Consider the following 19,291-nt stretch of genomic DNA (forward strand, 5'->3'; position numbering starts at 1 on the left):
AGATGACCTTTCATGGCGCCGAGCGATGCATCCAGGCCCTGCTCGGCCTGGCCGCACCTTTTCCCGGCAGTCGAATAAGATGGGCCATGGCCCGAATGGCGCCGCTGAAAGGCCGCCATGTCCGCCCGAGTGGACATGGCGCGACCCGCGCCCTCGGCGCGCTCGCCGACCTGCGCGCTCGCTGCCCTCGGCGCGCTCCCCGCCGGCGCGTCTGCGCCCCGCAGCCGGCTCTGCGAGCGCCGCCAGCCGGCCCCGGCCGCACCCGCCGCGCAGCCTGTTTTTCCTTCTTGAGTGTGGTCGGCCGGAAGAGTATACTAGACAAGACTTTCAACCGGTAGCAAAGGAGTGAAACGCCATGGAAGGCGATAGGCCGAAGCCCGTCCCGACAGCAGCACCCGCAAGCAAGCATCGCGAAGACGACCAGCCGGACCCCGCCTCGCATGGCGGATGACCTCCCTTCGCCGCCGCCCGTTGCCGCCGTGCCGTCCACCGCTCGCGCGGATGCACGGCCGCTTCGGCGCGCCGCGGCCCGGATGCCCGGCCGGCTCTCGTCCGTCTTCGCGCACGAGAGGAGATTGAACGGCCATGAAGATTCGAATGGTCAACAACGGCGTATTCACGCCTGTAGACGAGCTGGAAACGACGCTCGCCCCTCCGCTGGAGGGCTTTTACTGGATCGACGCCGACGTCGAGGATCTCGCCTATCTGCAGCCGCTGTTCGGCCTGCATGACCTGGCGGTGGAGGACTGCCTCAGCGAGGAGGAGCAGCGCCCTAAGATCGAGCTGCACGAAGGGCATTATTTCATCGTCATCAACAGCATCCGCTTCGACGACGAGGAGATCTTCCTCCGCGCGCTGAACATCTTCCTCGGGCGGCACTTCATCATCACCGTCACCAAGCAGAAGATCAACGAGCTGCGCTCGCTCAAGCCGATCCTGTGGGAGCAGGAGGTCAGCCGGCCCGACCGCTTCCTGTACCATCTCGTCGACATCGTCGTCGACAATTATTTCCTCGTCGGCGATCGGATCGAGGTGCGCATCGAGCGGCTCGAGGAAGACATCCTGATGCATACCAAGAAGTCCCATCTGAACGAGATCATCGGCCTGCGCAGCGAGATCCTGTGGCTCAAGAAGGTGCTCGGGCCGCAGCGCGACGTCATCGCCACGCTCAACAAGAAGGATCTGCGCCTGATTGACGACCAGCTGCAGAAGTACTTCAGCGACATCTACGAGAACGCCGTCAAGATCACCGAGACGTTCGACACGTACCGCGACCTCATGGCCAACTTGCGCGAGGCGTACCAGTCGAGCCTGTCCAACCGGGCGAACGAGATCATGCGCGTGTTCACCGCGCTGACGACGATCTTCATGCCGCTGACGTTCATCACCGGCATCTACGGGATGAACTTCGTCCATCTGCCCGGCCAGAACTTCTACTACGGCTTCTACCTCCTGCTCGGCTTCATGCTGATGCTCGGCGGCGGCATGCTGTTCCTTTTCCGCAAAAAGGATTGGCTGTGACCCCCGCCGCGCCGGATCGGCCCGAGCCCGAGCCCGAACCCGAAAAACCCCCTTGCCTGCCGGCCCGTGGCCGAACCGACAAGGGGGTTTGCTGCGTCCATGCAGCAGCTGCGCAGCCAAGGCTCGCTCCTGACGTCAGGAGGACAGGCCCGCCGGCGGCAATCCGCTCCCCGGGCCGTCGCCGCTGCCGACAGCGGCCTGCTCCGCGCCGCGCCGGAAGTCGACGCGCTGGAGCAGCAGCCAGCCGAATACGAAGAAGGCGGCGACCGACAGGATCGCGGCTCGGCTCGAGCCGGTCAGCGTCGCGCTGAGCGAGAATACGAGCGGCCCGAGCACCGACGTGAACTTGCTGCTGAGCGCCAGGAAGCCGAACCATTCGCCGGAGCGGTCCGCCGGGACGAGCCGCGCGTACAGCGAGCGTGCGGCCGCCTGGCTGCCGCCTTGGACGAGTCCGACAAGCGTCGCGAGCACGAAGAAATGAAGCGACGTCGTCATGAAGTAGCCGAGGATGACGATGCCGAGATAGATGAGCAGCGACGCGCTCAGCATGCGCTTGGCGCCGAAGCGGCCGACGAGCCGTCCGAACGCGAGCGTCGCGGGCAGGCCGACGAACTGCGTCACGAGCAGCGCGAGGATGAGGTCGTCGGAGTCGATGCCGATGCCCGCGCCGTAGATCGTCGCCATGACGATGACCGTGCTGATGCCGTCGTTGAACAGCCAGAACGCCGCCATGTACTTGAGCAGCTCGGGATAGCGCCGCAGGCTGCGCAGCGACTGGGCGATGCGGCCGAACGAGGCTCCCGCCGCCTGCAGCACGGTCGGCCCGCCCGCTTTCGCCGCGGCCGCCGGCCGCTCCTTCCAGCGGGTGAACAGCGGCAGCGAGAACAGCAGCCACCAGAGGCCGACCGTCGCGAAGACGACTTGCGTCGCGGCCGTCTTGCTCGGGAAGCCGAGCGCCTCCCACTGCAGGATCATGACGAGGTTGATCGCCAGCAGCGCGCCGCCTCCGGCATACCCGTATGCGTAGCCCTTGGCGCTCACCGCATGGCGCTGCTCCTCCGGCACGCCGTCGCGCAGCAGCGCGTCGTAGAACGTATTGCCGGTGGAGAAGCCGACGATGCCGAGCACGAGCAGGCACGAGGCGAGCAGCCAGTCGCCCTCCCCGGCCAGCGCCATCAGCGAGCTGGATGCGGCGCCCAGCACCGTGAAGGCGATGAGGAACCGCAGCTTGGAGCGCGACAGGTCGGCCGCCGCGCCGGCGAGCGGCGCCAGCACGGCGACGAGCAGCATCGCGATGCTCTGCGTATTCGCCCAGTACGACTGAGCGGCGCCCTCCGCCAAGCCTTTCGCGGCCACTCCCTCGTAGTAGACCGGCATGACGGCAGCCAGCATCGTCGTCGCAAAGGCTGAATTCGCCCAGTCGTACCAGATCCAGCCTCGGATCGCTTTTCGATCCATCCCTAACTCCCCCGTTTCCTCCGGACGGCTCGCCGTCCATCGGTTTAGAGCTTCGCCGCCCTCCGGCCGATTCCTGCCCCCTTGACGGCCGCTTCCTCGTTGCTTTTGCGTAAAGGCCCGCTCGCTTTACTACCCGCCCTCGGCTTGGCTATACTAAATAGCAGAGTGATAAAAAAGTCTTATCGACCGGGGATGATCGAATCCTATCCCTGCCGGAGGCGAGAGAGGAGCCTGCCCCTGAATATCAGCCAGCTGGAAACGCTTCTTACCATTTCCAAAACGATGAGCTTCCGCAAGGCCGGCGAGCTGCTCAACCTGACCCAGCCCGCCGTCTCCGCCCAGATCAAGAGCCTGGAGGAGGAGTTCAAGACGGTGCTCGTCGACCGCAATCAGCCGGTCACGCTTACCGATCGCGGCCAAGTGTTCCTTGACCACGCGACGCGCATCCTCGACATCGTCGAGGAGCTCAAGCAGAAGCTTTCCGACCTGAACCATACGCCTCAGGGCCATATCGTGCTGGGCACGACAAGCTCGATCGCCATCCAGATCCTGCCGCGCGTGCTCTCCTATTTTCAGAACCAGTTCCCGCTCATCAAGACGACGATCCATACGATGCCCTCGGCGCAGGTGCTCTCGAGCGTCGAGAACGGCAGCGTCGATCTCGGCCTGACCTATCTGATGGAGCATCATCCCCATGTGCGGACGGCGACGCTGTACTACGACACGTTCGAGCTCGTCGTCTCTCCGAGCCATCCGCTCGCCTCGCTCAAGCATGCCTCGCTCGACAAGCTGCGGGACGTGCCACTCATCATGCTCTCGCCGGATACGCTCGGCCGCCGCTTCGTCGACCGCGTCTTCGCCGAGCACGGCATCGTGCCCAACATCGTCATGGAGCTGTCGAGCAGCGAGGAGGTCAAGCGGATGGCGGAGATCAACCTCGGCGCCGCCGTCGTCTCCAAGCAGTCGATCGCAAGCGAGCTGCGGCTCGGCACGCTGCGCATGATCAAGGTGAGCGAGCTTGAGGTGAGCCATCCGGTCGGCGTCGTCTACAAGTCGGGCCGCTATTTGAATTCGGCGATGCAGCAGTTCCTGAGCGACCTCAAGGGCATGCCCGAGGCGCAGTTCATCAGCAGCGAATAGGAGGAGTTCCCATGAAATTCGACCTGCATACCCACCATGCGCGATGCGGACACGCCGAGGGCTGCATCGAGGACTATATCCGCGCCGCCATCGACGCCGGACTGTCCGTCATCGGCATCTCGGACCACTCGCCGTATTTCGGCAGCGAGGAGGATCATCCTCAGCCGGGCATCGCGATGGCCCGCAGCTCGCTGCCGGGCTATGTCGAGGAGGTGCTGGCGCTCAAGGCCAAGTACGAGGGACGCATCGAGGTGCTGCTCGGCATGGAATCAGACTTTTTCCCCGAGCATGCCGAGACGTACCGCCGCGCCTACGAGCCGTATCCGTTCGACTACCTGATCGGGTCCGTGCATCTGTCGGGGGGCAAGAGCATCTTCAACCGCACCCGCTGGAAAGGGCTGTCCGACCTCGTGCAGATCGAGCAAAAACGGGAATACTACGAGCTCATCCGCCAGTCGGCCGTCAGCGGCATGTTCCAGGTGCTCGGCCACATCGACGCGATGAAGGGCTATTACCCGGCCTTCTCCGACATCCCGGCCTCCGAGAGCATCGACCTGGCGCTGCAGGCCATCTCCGGCAGCGGCGCCGCCATCGAGATCAACACCTCCGGCAAGACCAAGACGGTCGGCGGCTGGTATCCGTCCGATGCGATCCTCGAGCGCGCGCTGTTCTACGGCGTGCAGGTCAGCTTCGGCTCCGATTCCCATGTGCCGTCGCGCGTCGGCGACGAGATAGAGGAAGTGCGGGCCAAGCTCAAGGAGATCGGTTACCGGGAGTGGGTCTTCTATCGGCAAAAGCAGCAGGTGCGCGTGCCTCTCTGAGGCCGGCGGCCGGACAAAAAAAAGTGGACCTTCCCGAAGGAAGGTCCCAAGAAATATTTATTAAAAGGGGGTCATGCAACTATCATAACCGCTCCTTGTAATAAAACGGTGACAGGAATATTTCATTTGTGTAACAAAATGCATGACTACCCCGTCCGCCGGACGAGCCGCGGGAAGGAGACGCCGCCTCATGCCCGCTGACATGCCTTGGCTGCTGACCGCGATCGGCAGCGCGCTCGTCTTCGGCCTCGCCGGCTGGTGGATGAAGGTGTCCCAAATGAAGGAAGGCGGACGGACGGCGCTGCTGCTCGGGCTGTACGCGACGGGCACGGCCGGCTTTGCCGCGCAGTGCCTGATGGACGGCGGCTGGAGCGCGCTCGGCGACGGGCGGCTGTGGCTCGCCGGCGGCATCGTCGGCGCCGGTTCGGCGTGGGGCAACGCGGTGTTCATGAAGGCGCTGGAGCACGGTCCGGCGAGCATCACCTCTCCGCTCACGAACCTCAACATCGTCCTCGTCGTGGCGCTGTCGGTCGGGCTGTACGGCGAGACGCTCGGCCTGGCCGAAGCGGCCGGCATCGCGCTACTGCTGGCGTCCGCCGTGCTGATCGCCATCCGTCCTGCGGAGAAGCTCCGCCTCTCCAGCCGCCTCTGGTACATCTACACCGGCGCCGCCGTGCTGCTGTTCACGTTCCGCAACGGGGGCCTCAAGGTGACCGGCGAAGCCGGCCTGCCCTCCTCGGCCGTCTTGTTCAGCGGCTATCTGCTGTCGCTGGCCTGGTTCGCCGCCGCCGCTTGGCGGGAGCGGCCCCGCCGGCCGGCCGCGGAAACGGTCGGCGCCTCTCCCTTGTCCGCTCCAAAGAAGCCGTCCGCGGCCGCATCGCCGTTCGGCATCGGCCTGCGCTTCGGCCTGCTCGCCGGACTGTTCTCCTATGGCGGGCTGCAGCTGTACGCTTGGGCGCTCGAGACTGGCCCCGCCAATCTTGCCGCACCGATCTTCGCGACAAACAGCCTTGTCGTCGCCGCCGGCTCCATCCTGCTGTACCGGGAACGGCTGACAAGGCTGCAATGGCTCGCCTTCGCCTGCCTCATGGCAGGGCTGATCGTCATCCGGCTGTAGCCGTCCGGCTCAGCCCTTGGTCCGGCCCGACAGCCGCTGGATGCCGAGCCGCTTCTTGGCCCATTGGCGCAGCCGGTACAGAGCCGGCTGCTTCATCACCGAGCCCCAGCCGTCGTACTTGCCGCCGCCTCCGCCGAGGACGCGGTACAGCTCGTCGACGCGGCCGTTCACCGTCTCCAGACGGACGTCCTCGAATCGGCTGATGACGAGCGGATACGGATAATCGGGCTCCGGCTCCCCGCTTTTCCCCTCCTCGATGCGATAGCCCATCCCTTCGAGCTTCATGCGCATCAGCTTGCGGTCGTCCGAATCCCGAAACAGCAGCCAGTGATAGACGTTGCGCGGCTGGCGGATGTCGTCCCCGCGGTTCAGCAGCGCATACACCATCTGCGCGTTATGGATGAACAGCTCCTCCAGCGCATCCGGCAGCATGAAGCGGTAAAATTCCCACTGCGGATCCGGCTTCGCATAATATTGCAGCCGGTAGTCCTGATGCCCGCGGATCATGTTCTCCAGCGGCTCCAGCCCGGCGTCCTCCGCGATGTAGTAGTAATATTCTAGCCTCTTCGGCGTATTGATCCGTCCGGCATAAAAAGCTTCCCCGCCCGCCAGAACGGCCTCTTCCAGGTGCTGCTCCAGCTTCTCCAGCTCGGCGATCATGGCCGCCTTCTTCTTTTGGCGGCTGCGCACCGAGTACAGGTTGATCGTGATGGAGAGCAGCCGGTTCAGACCGGAGGGAGGCGTCTCTTTTTTCCAGGCGCAATTGACGAGGATCCTCATCTGCTCCTTGGACTCCGTCAAGCGTTCGAAAAATCCCCAATCATCCGGCATGGAGTCTCCTCCTCTCTGGTGGATCCGTTCCACTCATTATAACGAATGCTTGCCGCCATCTCATCTCTTTTTGCCGAGCATCTTACTCAAAAGACGAATCTTGGCCGCAAAAGTTGCGCAGCTCCTCTCATTTCCATCCCCGGGACGAGCCCGAATGCGCCGCATCGCCTGCCGTCCGGCCGCCCCTCCTGACGGCATCAACGAAAAAAAACATCCCCTCGTCGGCATCCTGACGAAGGGACGTTCTGTGCGTATGATCCGGCTATTATAGAAGCGCGTCGATGGAATAAGCGCCGGCTCCGGTGAAGCCGATCGCGAGCGCGGCCGCGATCAGCACGAGATTGTACTCGTAGCCGTTCGCTGTCGACCAGATGCCGTTCGCTCCGTGCACTTTCACGATCGCTACGAGCATCGTCAAGACGATGAGCGCGGCCGCCACCCATACCCACAGGCCGAGCGCGAGCAGCAGGCCGCCCAGCAGCTCCGCTCCTCCGGCCAGCACGGCCATCAGCGCTCCCGGCTTGGCTCCGAGCGACTCCAGCCAGCCGGCCGTGCCTTTGATGCCATAGCCTCCGAACCAGCCGAACAGCTTCTGCGCGCCGTGGCCGATGAACAGCAAGCCGACGACAATCCTCAAGATGAGCAACCCCGTATCCAACATTCCAACCCTCTCCTTTATCGGTTCTGGTCTTGCGATGGACTTATCTTATCCCCATAACTAACTAAAGTCAAGTAAATATATTTTCTTTATTTAGTGGACCGCAGTCACTTACATTTCCTTAGTCAATGTGATACAATAGCGGCAACAGAAGGAGTGATGCGAATGGACTACTCCACGATGTGTCCCAAGTATGAGGCGGCGATCGAGCTGCTCGGCAAGAAATGGACGGGCCTGATCATCCGCGTGCTGCTTGGAGGACCGAAGCGGTTCAAGGAAATCAAGGAGCAGATTCCGGAGATGAGCGACAAGATGCTGACCGACCGGATGAAGGAGCTCGAGACGAGCCAGATCGTTACCCGCAACGTGTATCCGGAGATGCCGGTTCGCATTGAATATGAGCTGACCGAAAAGGGACGGCATCTGAAGCCGGTCATCGAGTCCATTCAGGACTGGGGAGAAGATTGGCTCTAATCGCCGCCGCGCCGCCTGCAGGCGGCTTTTTTTCGTTCCGTTAGCAGCATATGAGCGCGCGGCCGGGATTAGGACCGCTCTTGACGGCCGAGCTTCCGCATCGATAGTGGAAACGCTTCTTCGCGGGCGATATACTAAAGAGGATATCTACAAGCGGACAGTGAGGGTGAGGCATGGACAACGAAAAGATCAAGCAGGCGTATGCGGAGCTCGGGCTGGAGCCAGGCGCCGCGAAGGAAGACGTGGAGAAGCGGTACGACCTGCTGCTCCGCCGCGCGCGCAGCAGCAGGTCGGGAGCGCAGCTGCAGGAGGGCCAGGTCGAGCTGGAGCGGATCAACGCCGCCTACCGGACCATCCAGGAGCGGGATCGCGCGGAATCGACCGAAGCGTACAACGAGCAGGCCTACGGCAAATATAAAGGCATGGCTCCCGCGATGCAGAAGATCGACCATTTCTTCAGCTATTATAAATTCCATCTGCTCGGAGCGATCGTGCTCATCGCCGCCGTCGTCTACGGCATCAACGCCTATCAGGACAAGAAGCGCGAGGAGGCCGAGCTGGCCAAGCTGCCTCCGGCCGCGATCGCCGTCTCGTTTTTCGGCCAGTTCATCGGCGCGGACGGCAGCAGCCCGATCGGCGGCGGCGTCGACCTGAAGACGGCCGAGGAGCAGATCGTGAAGCGGTTCCCCGATTGGAAGCGGGCGATCGTGCATCTGACCTTCGTCCCGGAAGAGCCGCAGTCGAGTCAGGATATGGCCATGGTCCAAAAAAGCCTCATCGACCTCATCTCGAACAAGGACGACGTCTATATTTTGGACAAGCTGAACTTCGAGAAGCTGGCGCGAGACGGCGCCCTGGTCGATCTCGCCCCTCACGCCGCCAAGCTCGGCCTCGATGCAGACGACAGCCGCGCCGTGCGCACCGTGACGACGGACGATCCGTCGACGGAGCAATGGTTCGGGGTCGACGTCTCCGACAGCCCGCTGATCAAAAGCATGGGCCTTGCCGGCAACACGTTCATCGCCACCATCCGCGCCGACACGCAAAAGCTCGACAACTCCTTGCAGCTGATCCAAGCCGCAGCGACGGATACAGCAGCTCCTTGATCTTGATGGCGAGCGGACAGACGATCCTTTGAAAAGACGGCCTATAGGCCGTTTTTTTTCGCCCGGAAGCGGACAGCGGTGCTGGAACCGTTGCCGCTTCTCCACGAGCCACGTCCGCTTCGCAGAGAGTCGCTCCGATCTCCATGCCCTCGAGGATTTCGGCGATCGCGCATTCTCCGCAACGCTCTAAAGCCTCTATAACGGGCTGAACCCCTGGGAAAATCGGGTTATAGCTGCTCGCAGGCTCGTCTTTCAGGCTCCAACCCGAATAAATCGGCTTACAGCGGCTCGCCAGCCCCTATTTCAAGCTGCAACCCGAAATAATCGGCTTACAGCGGCTGACCAACCCGTCTTTCAGGCTCCAACCCGAATAATTCGGCTTACAGCGGCTCGCCAGTCCTTCTTTCAGGCTCCAACCCGAATAAATCGGCTTACAGCGGCTCGCCAGCTCGTCTTTTAGGTTCCAACCCGAATAATTCGGCTTACAGCGGCTCGCCAGTCCTTCTTTCAGGCTTTAACCGCCACGCCTGCCTACCGGAGTTACTTGAATTGACCTCACAACCCGACCGGTTCGGCCTCCAATCGACCCGAGTTTCCGCGCATCTCCGCCCGTTTGCCCCTCCCAATGCCCGAGTTACTCGGTTTTTCCGCGCAACTCCGACCGTTCTTCCCTTCACTTGACCGAGTTACTCGGATTTTCCGCACAACTCCCACCGTTTGCCCCTCCACCCGCCCGAGTTACTCGGTTTTTCCGCGTAACTCCGACCGTTCTCCCCTTCACTTGACCGAGTTACTCGGTTTTTCCGCGCAACTCCGAAAGGGCTCGATGAGGGGGCGCAGGCGCCTGCAGGCGCCTTGGTTCGCGCCGGCGGTTTGTTTCGCGCCAGCGGTGGTCGGTGGTGTGCACGCCCGAGTCGAAGGGGCGGGCCAGCAAGCCGCATGCGGCTTGCCAACTGATCTGCGGCGGCCGATTCGTGCTGGCCGCTGAGAAGCGCTGCCGTCTCCCAGGTAAGCGGGAGACGACCCCTCCCCCAAATAAAAAGGGGGAGCAGCGGGGCTGGGACAAGGCAAGCGAAGCGAGACGATGCCTTTCGGAGAAGCGGCAGCGGGCCTCTTGGAAGACGGATGGCCTCCGAATAGGAGGTCAAAAAATCAGGGCATCCGGCTTCCAGTGGAATCGGAGAAAGGCTCGGCTCGCGTAGCGGGCTTCTTGTCCCTAGTATGCTGCCGGCTGCCTGCCGAGAAAGGCTCGGCTCGCGCAGCGGGCTTCTTGTCCACCGGAGTGGCCCGGCTCGCGCAGCGGGCTTCTTGTCCATCGGAGTGGCCCGGCTCGCGCAGCCGACTTCTTGTCCACCGGAGTGGCCCGGCTCGCGCAGCCGACTTCCTGTCCACCGAAGTCCCCTTTCCAAGCCAAAAAAGCCTCCCGAACCGCTCGCAAAGAGCAGTCCGGAAGGCTTTCCTATTGCCGAGCCTAGAAGCTCAGCCAGTTCTTGAACAGCTGCGCCGTCGTGTCGCGGTTGATCGCGGCGATCGACGTCGTGAGCGGGATGCCCTTCGGGCAGGAGCGGACGCAGTTCTGCGAGTTGCCGCAGCCCTCGATGCCGCCGTCTTCCATCAGCGTCTCCAGGCGCTCGGCCTTGTTCATCTCGCCCGTCGGATGGGCGTTGAACAGGCGTACCTGAGAGATCGCCGCCGGGCCGATGAAGCTCGAACGGTCGTTGACGTTCGGGCAGGCTTCGAGGCAGACGCCGCAGGTCATGCACTTGGACAGCTCATAGGCCCATTGGCGCTTCGTCTCGGCCATGCGCGGTCCGGGACCGAGGTCGTACGTGCCGTCGATCGGAATCCAGGCCTTGACGCGCTTGAGCGCGTTGAACATGCGCTCGCGGTTGATGACGAGATCGCGCACGACCGGAAACGTGCTCATCGGAGCGACGCGCACCGGCTGCTCCAGCTTGTCGACGAGCGCGCTGCACGCCTGGCGCGGCTTGCCGTTGATGACCATCGAGCAGGCGCCGCAAACTTCCTCGAGACAGTTGGACTCCCAGACGACCGGAGTCGTCTTGGCGCCATCGGTCTTGACCGGGTTGCGCTGGATCTCCATCAGCGCGCTGATGACGTTCATGTTGGGACGGTACGGAAGCTCGAACTCCTCGGTATAAGGAGCCGCTTCCGGCGAGTCTTGGCGGGTGATGATGAATTTGACCGTCTTGCCCGCCTTGACCGGGGTTTCGGTTGCCATGGTCGTTCTCCCTCCTCGTTAGGACTTGTTGCTCGAGTAGTCGCGCTTGCGCGGCTTGATGAGCGAGGTGTCGACATCCTCGTACGAGATCTCCGGACCTTCCGTCGTCCACTTGGCGATCGTCGTCTTGAGGAACTGCTCGTCGTTGCGTTCCGGGAACTCCGGCTTGTAGTGCGCGCCGCGGCTCTCGTCGCGCAGCAGGGCGCCCTTGGTCATCGCCTCGGCCAGCTCCAGCATGTTCCATAGTTGGCGCGTGTAGGCGACGCCGGCGTTGTTCCAGCGCGCGGTATCGTTGATGTTGATGTTGGAGTAGCGCTGCTTGAGCTCCTTGATCTTGTCGATCGTCTGCACGAGGCGGTCGTTGTAGCGGACGACGGTCATGTTGTTCGTCATCCACTCGCCGAGCTCCTTGCCGAGCACGTAGGCGTTCTCCGTGCCGCCGAGCTTCAGGATCGACTCGTAGTTGTCCGTGCGCAGCTTGACCTCGCGGTCGAAGATGGAGGACGGAGCGTCCTCGGCGGACTTCTTGAGCCCCTTGATGTATTCGACTGCCTTCGGTCCCGTCACCATGCCGCCGAAGATGGCCGACAGCAGCGAGTTCGCGCCGAGACGGTTGGCTCCGTGGTACTGGTAGTCGCATTCGCCGCAAGCGAACAGGCCCGGGATGTTGGTCATCTGGTTGTAGTCGACCCACAGTCCGCCCATCGAGTAGTGGACAGCCGGGAAGATCTTCATCGGCAGCTTGCGCGGATCGTCGCCGACGAACTTCTCGTAGATCTCGATGATGCCGCCGAGCTTGACGTCAAGCTCCTTGGGATCCTTGTGCGACAGGTCGAGGTAGACCATGTTCTCGCCGCCAATGCCGAGCTTCTCGTCCACGCAGACGGAGAAGATCTCGCGGGTGGCGATGTCGCGCGGCACGAGGTTGCCGTAGGCGGGATACTTTTCTTCGAGGAAGTACCACGGCTTGCCGTCCTTGTACGTCCAGATGCGTCCGCCCTCGCCGCGCGCCGACTCGGACATGAGGCGGTTCTTGTCGTCGCCCGGGATGGCCGTCGGGTGGATCTGGATCATCTCGCCGTTGGCGTAGCTGACGCCCTGCTGGTACACCGCGCTCGCCGCGGTGCCCGTATTGATGACCGAGTTGGTCGTCTTGCCGAAAATGATGCCGGGGCCGCCGGTCGCCAGGATGACCGCGTCCGCGCGGAAGGAGACGACCTCCATCGTGCGCAGGTCCTGGCCGGTGATGCCGCGGCAGACGCCGTCGTCGTCGAGCACCGCGCCCATGAACTCGAAATGCTCATGCTTGCTGACGAGGCCGGCGGCCTCCCAGCGGCGAACCTGCTCGTCCAGCGCGTACAGCAGCTGCTGGCCGGTCGTCGCGCCCGCGAACGCCGTGCGGTGGTATTGCGTGCCGCCGAAGCGGCGGAAGTCGAGCAGGCCCTCCGGCGTGCGGCTGAACATGACGCCCATGCGGTCCATCAAGTGGATGATGCCGGGAGCGGCCTCGCACATCGCCTTGACCGGAGGCTGGTTGGCGAGGAAGTCGCCGCCGTAGACCGTATCGTCGAAGTGCTCCCAAGGAGAGTCGCCTTCGCCCTTCGTATTGACGGCTCCGTTGATGCCGCCTTGCGCGCACACGGAGTGCGAGCGTTTTACGGGCACCAGGGAGAACAGGTTGACGTGGACGCCGGCTTCGGCCGCCTTGATCGTGGCCATGAGCCCGGCCAGTCCGCCGCCGACGACGATGATGTTGTTTTTAGCCATGTGAGTGGGTCCTCCTTCTCTATCGTGTTATCCGATCCAGGTCCGTACGGCCGCTGCCGTCTCCGCGAACTCGTCGCTGCGGAAGGCCGCGATCGAGAGCAGGAACAGAGCCGACACGATGACGAAGACGCCCATCCAGATGTAGGAGGAGATGCGCTGCGCGCGCGGGCCGACGGTGATGCCCCAGCTCACGAGGAAGGACCACATGCCGTTGGCGAAGTGGAAGACGGCGGCCAGGACGCCGATCGTGTACAGGACGACGCTGACCGGATTCGTGAAGATCTCATGCATCTGATGGCCGAGCTGTTCATGCGTCAGCTCGCCGATCAGCACCTGGTAGCGGGTCTGATAGACATGCCATACGATGAAGATGAACGTAATGACGCCCGACAGGCGCTGAAGCGTGAACGCCCAGTTGCGTCCGTATTGGAAGCGGGAGTTGTTCCAGTTCGACTGGTAGGCGACGTAAAGGCCGTATACCCCGTGGAAGATCAGCGGCAGGAAGATGCCGAAAATCTCCAGGAAGAAGATCAGCGGCAAGCCGTTGAGCATCTCGACGCTTTCGTTGAACCCTTCCGGGCCTCCCTCGAACGCCGAGTAGTTGGTGATGGCGTGATTCACGAGGAACAGGGCGAGCGGAACGACCCCGAGCAGCGAGTGGAGCTTGCGCGCCAAATAGGAATTTCCTTTCATAAATAATGCGTTCTCCTTTCCAGCCGTTTGAATGCGTAATCATCGTCAGGGACAAACCTTATCCATTTTACAGCCCGTTCTTGGGAGCGTCAACAATTCACGACAGCATCCGACTTCAGGACGGACACAGATTAGCCACAGTTCCCATCGTACCCTTTTTTCGCTTATAAAGATATTGTTTATTTTTTATACAATGTTATAACATAGGAGCATAAGCAAATCGGATCGCCGAAAGGATGGAACGCGATGCAGGAAGATCTTCAGCTGTTCGCCGTCATCGTCGAGCAGTCGAGCATGAACAAGGCGTCGGCGCTGCTCAACCTGTCGCAGCCCGCCCTCTCGCGCAAGATCGCCAAGCTCGAGGAGGAGCTCGGAGCGCCGCTGTTCCGCCGCGTCGGACGCCGCCTGGAGCTGACGCGCATCGGCGAGCTGACGTACGACTACGCCGTGCAGCTGCGCCAAATGCATCGGCAGTATCTGCTCACGCTGGCCGAGTTCAAGCAGACCCACCGCTTCACGCTGACGATCGGCGCCAGCCTGACGACGCTGCAGACGACGCTGCCCGACCTCATCCAGGCGCTGACCGCCAGCCATCCCGAGATCGACATCAAGGCCGTGACCGGCAAGACCCACGAGATCGTCTCGCTCGTCCGGGACCGGAAAATCGAGCTCGGCCTTGTGGCATCCGTCATCGACGATCCGCAGCTGCACTGCGTGAAGCTGTTCGACGACCATCTCGAGCTCGTGCTGCCGCGCGGGCGCATGCTGTCCGACAAGCTCGCGATCGGCGACCTGAACGGGCTGCCGATGATCCTGTTCTCCAAGGGAACCTGGTTCCGCACGCTTACCGACGAGCTGTTCGACAAGTTCCGCCTGCATCCCGACGTGCGCATGGAGATCGACTCCTTCGAGGCGATCCTGCGCCTGCTGCATACATGCGGAGCGGCGACGCTGCTGCCGCGATCGTACATCCGGCCGCAGATGGCGGAGGACAACGACCTCATGCTCGTGCCGCTGCCGGAGCTGAAAAAGACTCGGCGCACGACCTCGCTCATCCACGGCGATCCGTCGCTGCTCGAGCCTGTCGTCCGCCAATGGATCGCGGAAGCGGCGGCCGGCTACGCGGCGCGTTCAGGCTTGCCGCTGAGCGCCCGCAGCGGCCTGCCGGGCCAGCCGTAGCCGCTTGCCGGCTCGGTCCGCCGCAGCCGGATGCCCTCAGTCAGCGCTCGCTGACCATGTTCTCGAAGTCCTCGATCCCCTCGTTCGTGCCGATGACGACCATGACGTCGCGCTCGGCCAGCACCTGCTCGGCCTTGGGCGCGATGATGATGCCTTGCGGCTTGTTGACGGCTACGATGCTGCAGCCGAACCGCTTGCGCGGATCGATGTCGGCGAGCGTCTTGCCCGCCAAGCAGCGCGGCACGGACAGCTCCGCCACGGAGTAATCGGAGCTCAGCTCGATGTAGTCGAGCAGGTTCGGCGAGACGAGCTGATGGGCGACGCGGATGCCCATATCGCGCTCGGGATAGATGACCCGATCGGCGCCGAGCTTCTCCAGCACGCGCCCGTGCAGCTCGCTGACCGCCTTGACGACGACCTTTTTGACCCCGGCGTCCTTGACGAGGATCGCCGTCATGATGCTGGCCTGGATATCCCCGCCGATGGCGACGATGCAGCAGTCGAAATTGCGGATGCCGAGCGCGCGCAGAGCCTCCTCGTCCGTCGAGTCCGCGCAGGCGGTATGCGTGAGCGTGCCGCTCAGATCGTCGACGAGCTCCTCGCTGCGGTCGATGCCGAGCACCTCATGGCCGAGCTGCACGAGCTCCTTGCCGAGGCTGGATCCGAAACGGCCCAGTCCGATGACGCAGAATTGACTTCCTTTGGCTCCCTTACCCATTGTCTCTCTTTCTTTCCTTTCCTATCCGATGATGATCTTGCCTTCCGGATGCTTGTAATATTCCTTGCTGGCCTTGGGCCGGAGAGCGTACGCCATCGTCAGCGGGCCGAGCCTGCCGGCGAACATGACGAAGCTGATCACGAGCTTGCTGACATCCTGCAGCCCCGGCGTAATGCCGGTGCTCAGCCCGACCGTGCCGAACGCCGACACCGTCTCGAACAGGATGCGCAGGAAGTCGCGGTCCTCGAGCGTGCAGAGCACCATCGTCGAGGCGAGCACGATGGCGATCGACAGCATCGTGATCGTCAGCGCCTTGAGGATGCGCTCCTTGGCGAGCCGGTAGCGGAACAGCACGATGTCCTCCTTGCCCCGGAGCATCGCCCACATCGCCGCCGCGAGCGTCATGAACGTCGTCGTCTTGATGCCGCCGCCGGTCGAGCCGGGCGACGCTCCGATGAACATGAGGAGGATCATGAAGAACAGGCTCGCCTGGGTCAGCGCTCCGATGTCCACCGAGTTCGGTCCGGCGGTGCGCGTCGCGACCGATTGGAACAGCGACGCGAGCAGCTTGCCGCCGAGGTCGAGCGGTCCCATCGTGCCGGCATTCCCGTATTCGAACAGGAAGATGACGGCCGTCCCGAGCGCCACCAGGCCGCCGCTTGTCAGCAGCACGACCTTGGAGTGCAGCGTCAGCCGCCGATGCCTGCGGAAGTCGACCAGATCGGACAGGACGATGAAGCCGAGGCCGCCGAGGATGACGAGCGAGACGGTGACGAGATTGACGAGCGGATCCGCGACATAGGCGGTCATGCTGCTGTAGTTGCCCATGATGTCGAAGCCGGCGTTGTTGAACATGGACACCGCATGGAAGATGCCGTAATAGACGGCCTGCCCGGGCGGCATGTCGGACAGGAAGCGCAGCGCATACAGCAGCGCGCCGCAGCCCTCGATGACGAGCGAGTACAAAAGGACGCGGCGGATCAGCCGTACGATGCCCTCCATCGAGCCTTGGTTCATCGCCTCCTGCAGCAGCAGCCGCTCCTTGAGCGAGATGCGCTTGCGCAGCACGAGCGCGAACAGCGTCGCCATCGTCATGAAGCCGAGTCCGCCGATCTGGATCATCACCAGGATGATGAGCTGGCCCGCCAGCGAATAATGCGTTCCGGTGTCGACGACGACGAGGCCCGTGACGCAGGTAGCGGATGTCGCCGTGAACAGCGCGTCGATCCAGCGCGTCCCCAGGCCGTCCGCGGTCGCGAACGGCTGCATCAGCAGCAGCGAGCCGAGCGCGATGATGAAAGCGAAGCCGGCGATCAGAATCCTCGGCGGGGAAGGGATGAGCAGCTGCCTCAGCTGCAGCCTCCAAGCGGTCATAGGCGGCCATTCTCCTTTTTTTGCACACGACAAATAGGCACCGGAAACACCCGGTGCCCAGCGCCTGTGTGAGTCCTGTCATGGAAGCCTCCGAGGTTAGCTGACGGATTCGGGCGTGACGGCCGCCCTATCCCCCCGGAAAAGTTCCGAGCGGAATTCACCCCTGCGGATCGGCTGTCCGGCTCCACGAGCCGCCGTCCGCGCTGGTTCCCCCGTTCCCGGCGCTTGTCGTCCGGAATTCGGCAGTTTAAAGTTCTATAGGATCGGATTTGATTATATAGGATAAAGGACAGGTTACCAAATGCGTCCGCAGGCGTTGGCGGCCGATTTGCTTCGTTTTTGGAGGCTGGCGGACATTGCGGAGGATGCTAGCCCCTCCGCGCTCGCTCTTTTGCCCGCTGGCTCGTCCGCGCGGCCGGGCGGCATGGATAAAAGGAAAGCCGCTGTGGTAAGGTTAAACCATGGATCCAACCAGGCAGCGCCATCAGCAAGGAGGACTTCGATGAATTCATCCCATCTTGACCAGGCTTTTCGAAGATACGTTTGGTGTGGCGCAATCGGAGCCGCTTTATTCCTGCTGCTGCAGGTCATCCCCTCGGCAGCCGGAGTCGGCGCGGAGAGCGAGCCGGTCCACCCGGTCAGCCGCGGGCAGGCGATGGCGGCTGCGGCCGACTTTGCCCAGAAGCAGCTGCGCGCGCTGCCCCAGAACGCCCACGCGGTCCATCAGGCCGACAGGCTGATGGCGGGCTATGTGGCGAAGGAGAAGCTGGGCAAGACGCTGGACAGCAGCGCCGGACTCAAGGTGCCCGTCGATGTCTGGCAGGTGACGCAGAACTTCGACGACGGCCGGCGGCTGCTCGTCGAGATCGGCATGACGAGCGGCAAGCTCGTCGGCTGGAAGCAGGTGCTCGGTCCGACCGGAGGCGACGGAGGAAGCTCCGCGCTGGAGGGCGAGGCGCTGGACCGGACGGTCCAGCGACAGGCCGACGAGCTCGGACTCGGCCAGCTGCGACGCTCGGGCCCGGCCAAAGAGGGCTCCGTCCGCTACGAGGCGGCGGCGATCACCGTCGGCGAAGCGGGCCTGATCGTCCTCGCCGCCGGCGAGCGCCTGGAGGGCGAGATCAGGCTGACCCGCTTCCAGCCCGTCTACGAGGTCCCTGCCTCCTACGCCGCCTATACGATGGAGCAGGACCGGCTCGGCGAGCAATTGTCGCTGCTCGGCAATCTGCTGCCGTCCGGTATCATGACGCTGCTGGCCATCGTCTACGCCATCGTCATGAGGCGCTTCACGTCGTTCCGCCGGGGCTGGGCGCTGGCGCTGGTCTTCCTCGCCTTCTACACAATCAACAACTTCAATCTGCTGGACGGCTTGCGGGCGATCTACGGGGGCGAGGTCAACGCAGAGCTGGCGGCGATGGCCCAGCTCGTCTTCATGACGGCGCTCACCTTCGTCATGGCGGTCGGAGCGTACTTCTCGCTCGTGGCCGGAGACGGGCTGTGGCGAGCCCAGGGCCGGCCGCTCTGGACCGCCGGCTCGGAGCCCGGCTTCGGAGCCGAGGCGTGGAGCGCGATGAAGCTTTCCTACGCGTTCGCCTTCCTGCTGCTCGGCCTGCAGACGCTCATCCTCGGCGGTCTCTCGGCCGCCACAGGCGCCTGGGCGACGACGGACGTGACCCAGTCGCCGTACAACATGGCGGCGCTCTGGCTCATGCCGCTGCTCGCATGGTGCGCCGCCATCCAGGAGGAGGCGGTGTACCGGCTGTTCGGCATCGGCCTGCTGATGAAATGGATCAAAAATCCGTTCCTCGCCTCGCTCATCCCGACGGTGATCTGGGCGCTCGGCCATGTCACCTACCCGATCTATCCGTCGACGACGAGGCTCATCGAGCTGACGATCCTCGGCCTGCTGTTCTCGTACCTGTTCCTGAAATTCGGCTTCTTCACCGCCGTCTTCACCCATGCGGTCATGAACAGCGTGCTCATGTCGATGTCCCTGTTCATGACCGGCCGTCCGGCCGAGACGGTCGCCGGCGTCATCTACATCGTCGCGCCGATCGCCGTCGCGTGGCTGATGCGGCGGTACGGCCTGCAAAGGCGCGCGGCCGCCTATCCGCCGCCGGCCTGACGCGGCCGGCGCAGACGAAAAAGACGAAGCGGACTCCCTCCCGCTTCGTCTCTTTTTGCTGGCCGGC

General features: G+C 63.2%; 16 protein-coding genes and 1 riboswitch. Of the genes, 8 read left to right on the top strand and 8 right to left on the bottom strand.

What is annotated here, in order from left to right:
- Positions 1–585 precede the first annotated feature (585 nt).
- The gene (corA, locus tag NYE40_RS18265; RefSeq protein ID WP_101808035.1) at positions 586–1,521 is read left to right on the top strand and encodes a magnesium/cobalt transporter CorA; all 936 of its coding nucleotides are present in this window, start codon (positions 586–588) and stop codon (positions 1,519–1,521) included.
- Between the two features lie 135 nt (positions 1,522–1,656).
- On the opposite strand, the gene NYE40_RS18270 is transcribed toward corA, so the two are convergent.
- A complete protein-coding gene (locus NYE40_RS18270; RefSeq protein ID WP_101808036.1) occupies positions 1,657–2,979 on the bottom strand; it encodes an MFS transporter in 1,323 nt (440 codons plus the stop codon).
- 237 nt (positions 2,980–3,216) lie between these two features.
- Between NYE40_RS18270 and NYE40_RS18275 the strand changes: the two genes are divergently transcribed.
- The 3 genes from NYE40_RS18275 (at position 3,217) to NYE40_RS18285 (ending at position 6,057) form a co-directional block, all read left to right on the top strand.
- A complete protein-coding gene (locus NYE40_RS18275) occupies positions 3,217–4,119 on the top strand; it encodes a LysR family transcriptional regulator (RefSeq protein ID WP_028599256.1) in 903 nt (300 codons plus the stop codon).
- Positions 4,120–4,130: 11 nt separating this feature from the next.
- The gene (locus NYE40_RS18280) at positions 4,131–4,940 is read left to right on the top strand and encodes a histidinol-phosphatase (protein WP_028599257.1); all 810 of its coding nucleotides are present in this window, start codon (positions 4,131–4,133) and stop codon (positions 4,938–4,940) included.
- Between the two features lie 190 nt (positions 4,941–5,130).
- Entirely contained in the window at positions 5,131–6,057 is a 927-nt protein-coding gene (locus tag NYE40_RS18285) for an EamA family transporter (protein ID WP_228551649.1), read from the top strand.
- 9 nt (positions 6,058–6,066) lie between these two features.
- Here the strand turns inward: NYE40_RS18285 and NYE40_RS18290 are convergent, their stop codons facing one another.
- Positions 6,067–6,888, bottom strand: a complete 822-nt coding sequence (locus NYE40_RS18290) for a DUF695 domain-containing protein (protein WP_339278768.1) — start codon at positions 6,886–6,888, stop codon at positions 6,067–6,069.
- A gap of 265 nt (positions 6,889–7,153) precedes the next feature.
- Positions 7,154–7,549, bottom strand: coding sequence for a DoxX family protein (locus tag NYE40_RS18295; protein ID WP_028599260.1), 396 nt, complete (start codon positions 7,547–7,549; stop codon positions 7,154–7,156).
- Between the two features lie 162 nt (positions 7,550–7,711).
- On the opposite strand from NYE40_RS18295, the gene NYE40_RS18300 reads away from it, so the two are divergent.
- Positions 7,712–8,020 (top strand): helix-turn-helix domain-containing protein, encoded by a 309-nt coding sequence (locus NYE40_RS18300; RefSeq protein ID WP_028599261.1) that lies wholly within the window; start codon positions 7,712–7,714, stop codon positions 8,018–8,020.
- Positions 8,021–8,193: 173 nt separating this feature from the next.
- Complete coding sequence (locus tag NYE40_RS18305; RefSeq protein WP_028599262.1) at positions 8,194–9,126, top strand: hypothetical protein; 933 nt, start codon at positions 8,194–8,196, stop codon at positions 9,124–9,126.
- 1,471 nt (positions 9,127–10,597) lie between these two features.
- On the opposite strand, the gene sdhB is transcribed toward NYE40_RS18305, so the two are convergent.
- From sdhB to NYE40_RS18320, 3 genes are read right to left on the bottom strand one after another with little or no spacing between them, the layout of a single operon-like run.
- Positions 10,598–11,368, bottom strand: coding sequence for a succinate dehydrogenase iron-sulfur subunit (gene sdhB / locus NYE40_RS18310; RefSeq protein ID WP_028599263.1), 771 nt, complete (start codon positions 11,366–11,368; stop codon positions 10,598–10,600).
- 18 nt (positions 11,369–11,386) lie between these two features.
- Positions 11,387–13,135 carry a succinate dehydrogenase flavoprotein subunit gene (gene sdhA / locus NYE40_RS18315; protein ID WP_028599264.1) on the bottom strand — a complete coding sequence of 583 codons (1,749 nt, stop codon included), beginning with the start codon at positions 13,133–13,135 and terminating at the stop codon, positions 11,387–11,389.
- A 27-nt stretch (positions 13,136–13,162) separates the two neighbouring features.
- Positions 13,163–13,828 (bottom strand): succinate dehydrogenase cytochrome b558 subunit, encoded by a 666-nt coding sequence (locus tag NYE40_RS18320; RefSeq protein ID WP_028599265.1) that lies wholly within the window; start codon positions 13,826–13,828, stop codon positions 13,163–13,165.
- A gap of 246 nt (positions 13,829–14,074) precedes the next feature.
- On the opposite strand from NYE40_RS18320, the gene NYE40_RS18325 reads away from it, so the two are divergent.
- A complete protein-coding gene (locus tag NYE40_RS18325) occupies positions 14,075–15,007 on the top strand; it encodes a LysR family transcriptional regulator (RefSeq protein ID WP_028599266.1) in 933 nt (310 codons plus the stop codon).
- Positions 15,008–15,047: 40 nt separating this feature from the next.
- On the opposite strand, the gene NYE40_RS18330 is transcribed toward NYE40_RS18325, so the two are convergent.
- Together NYE40_RS18330 and NYE40_RS18335 are read right to left on the bottom strand one after the other, a co-directional pair.
- Positions 15,048–15,725, bottom strand: coding sequence for a TrkA family potassium uptake protein (locus NYE40_RS18330; protein WP_028599267.1), 678 nt, complete (start codon positions 15,723–15,725; stop codon positions 15,048–15,050).
- A 21-nt stretch (positions 15,726–15,746) separates the two neighbouring features.
- Positions 15,747–17,099 (bottom strand): TrkH family potassium uptake protein, encoded by a 1,353-nt coding sequence (locus NYE40_RS18335; protein ID WP_153784122.1) that lies wholly within the window; start codon positions 17,097–17,099, stop codon positions 15,747–15,749.
- 70 nt (positions 17,100–17,169) lie between these two features.
- A riboswitch (cyclic di-AMP (ydaO/yuaA leader) is annotated at positions 17,170–17,354 on the bottom strand.
- 247 nt (positions 17,355–17,601) lie between these two features.
- Between NYE40_RS18335 and NYE40_RS18340 the strand changes: the two genes are divergently transcribed.
- Positions 17,602–19,224: a CPBP family intramembrane glutamic endopeptidase gene (locus tag NYE40_RS18340; RefSeq protein WP_052333322.1), complete on the top strand. Its 1,623-nt coding sequence runs from the start codon at positions 17,602–17,604 to the stop codon at positions 19,222–19,224.
- Positions 19,225–19,291 lie beyond the last annotated feature (67 nt).

It is taken from the genome of Paenibacillus sp. FSL W8-1187 (genome assembly GCF_037965485.1).
In the GTDB taxonomy this organism is placed as follows: domain Bacteria; phylum Bacillota; class Bacilli; order Paenibacillales; family Paenibacillaceae; genus Paenibacillus_O; species Paenibacillus_O pasadenensis.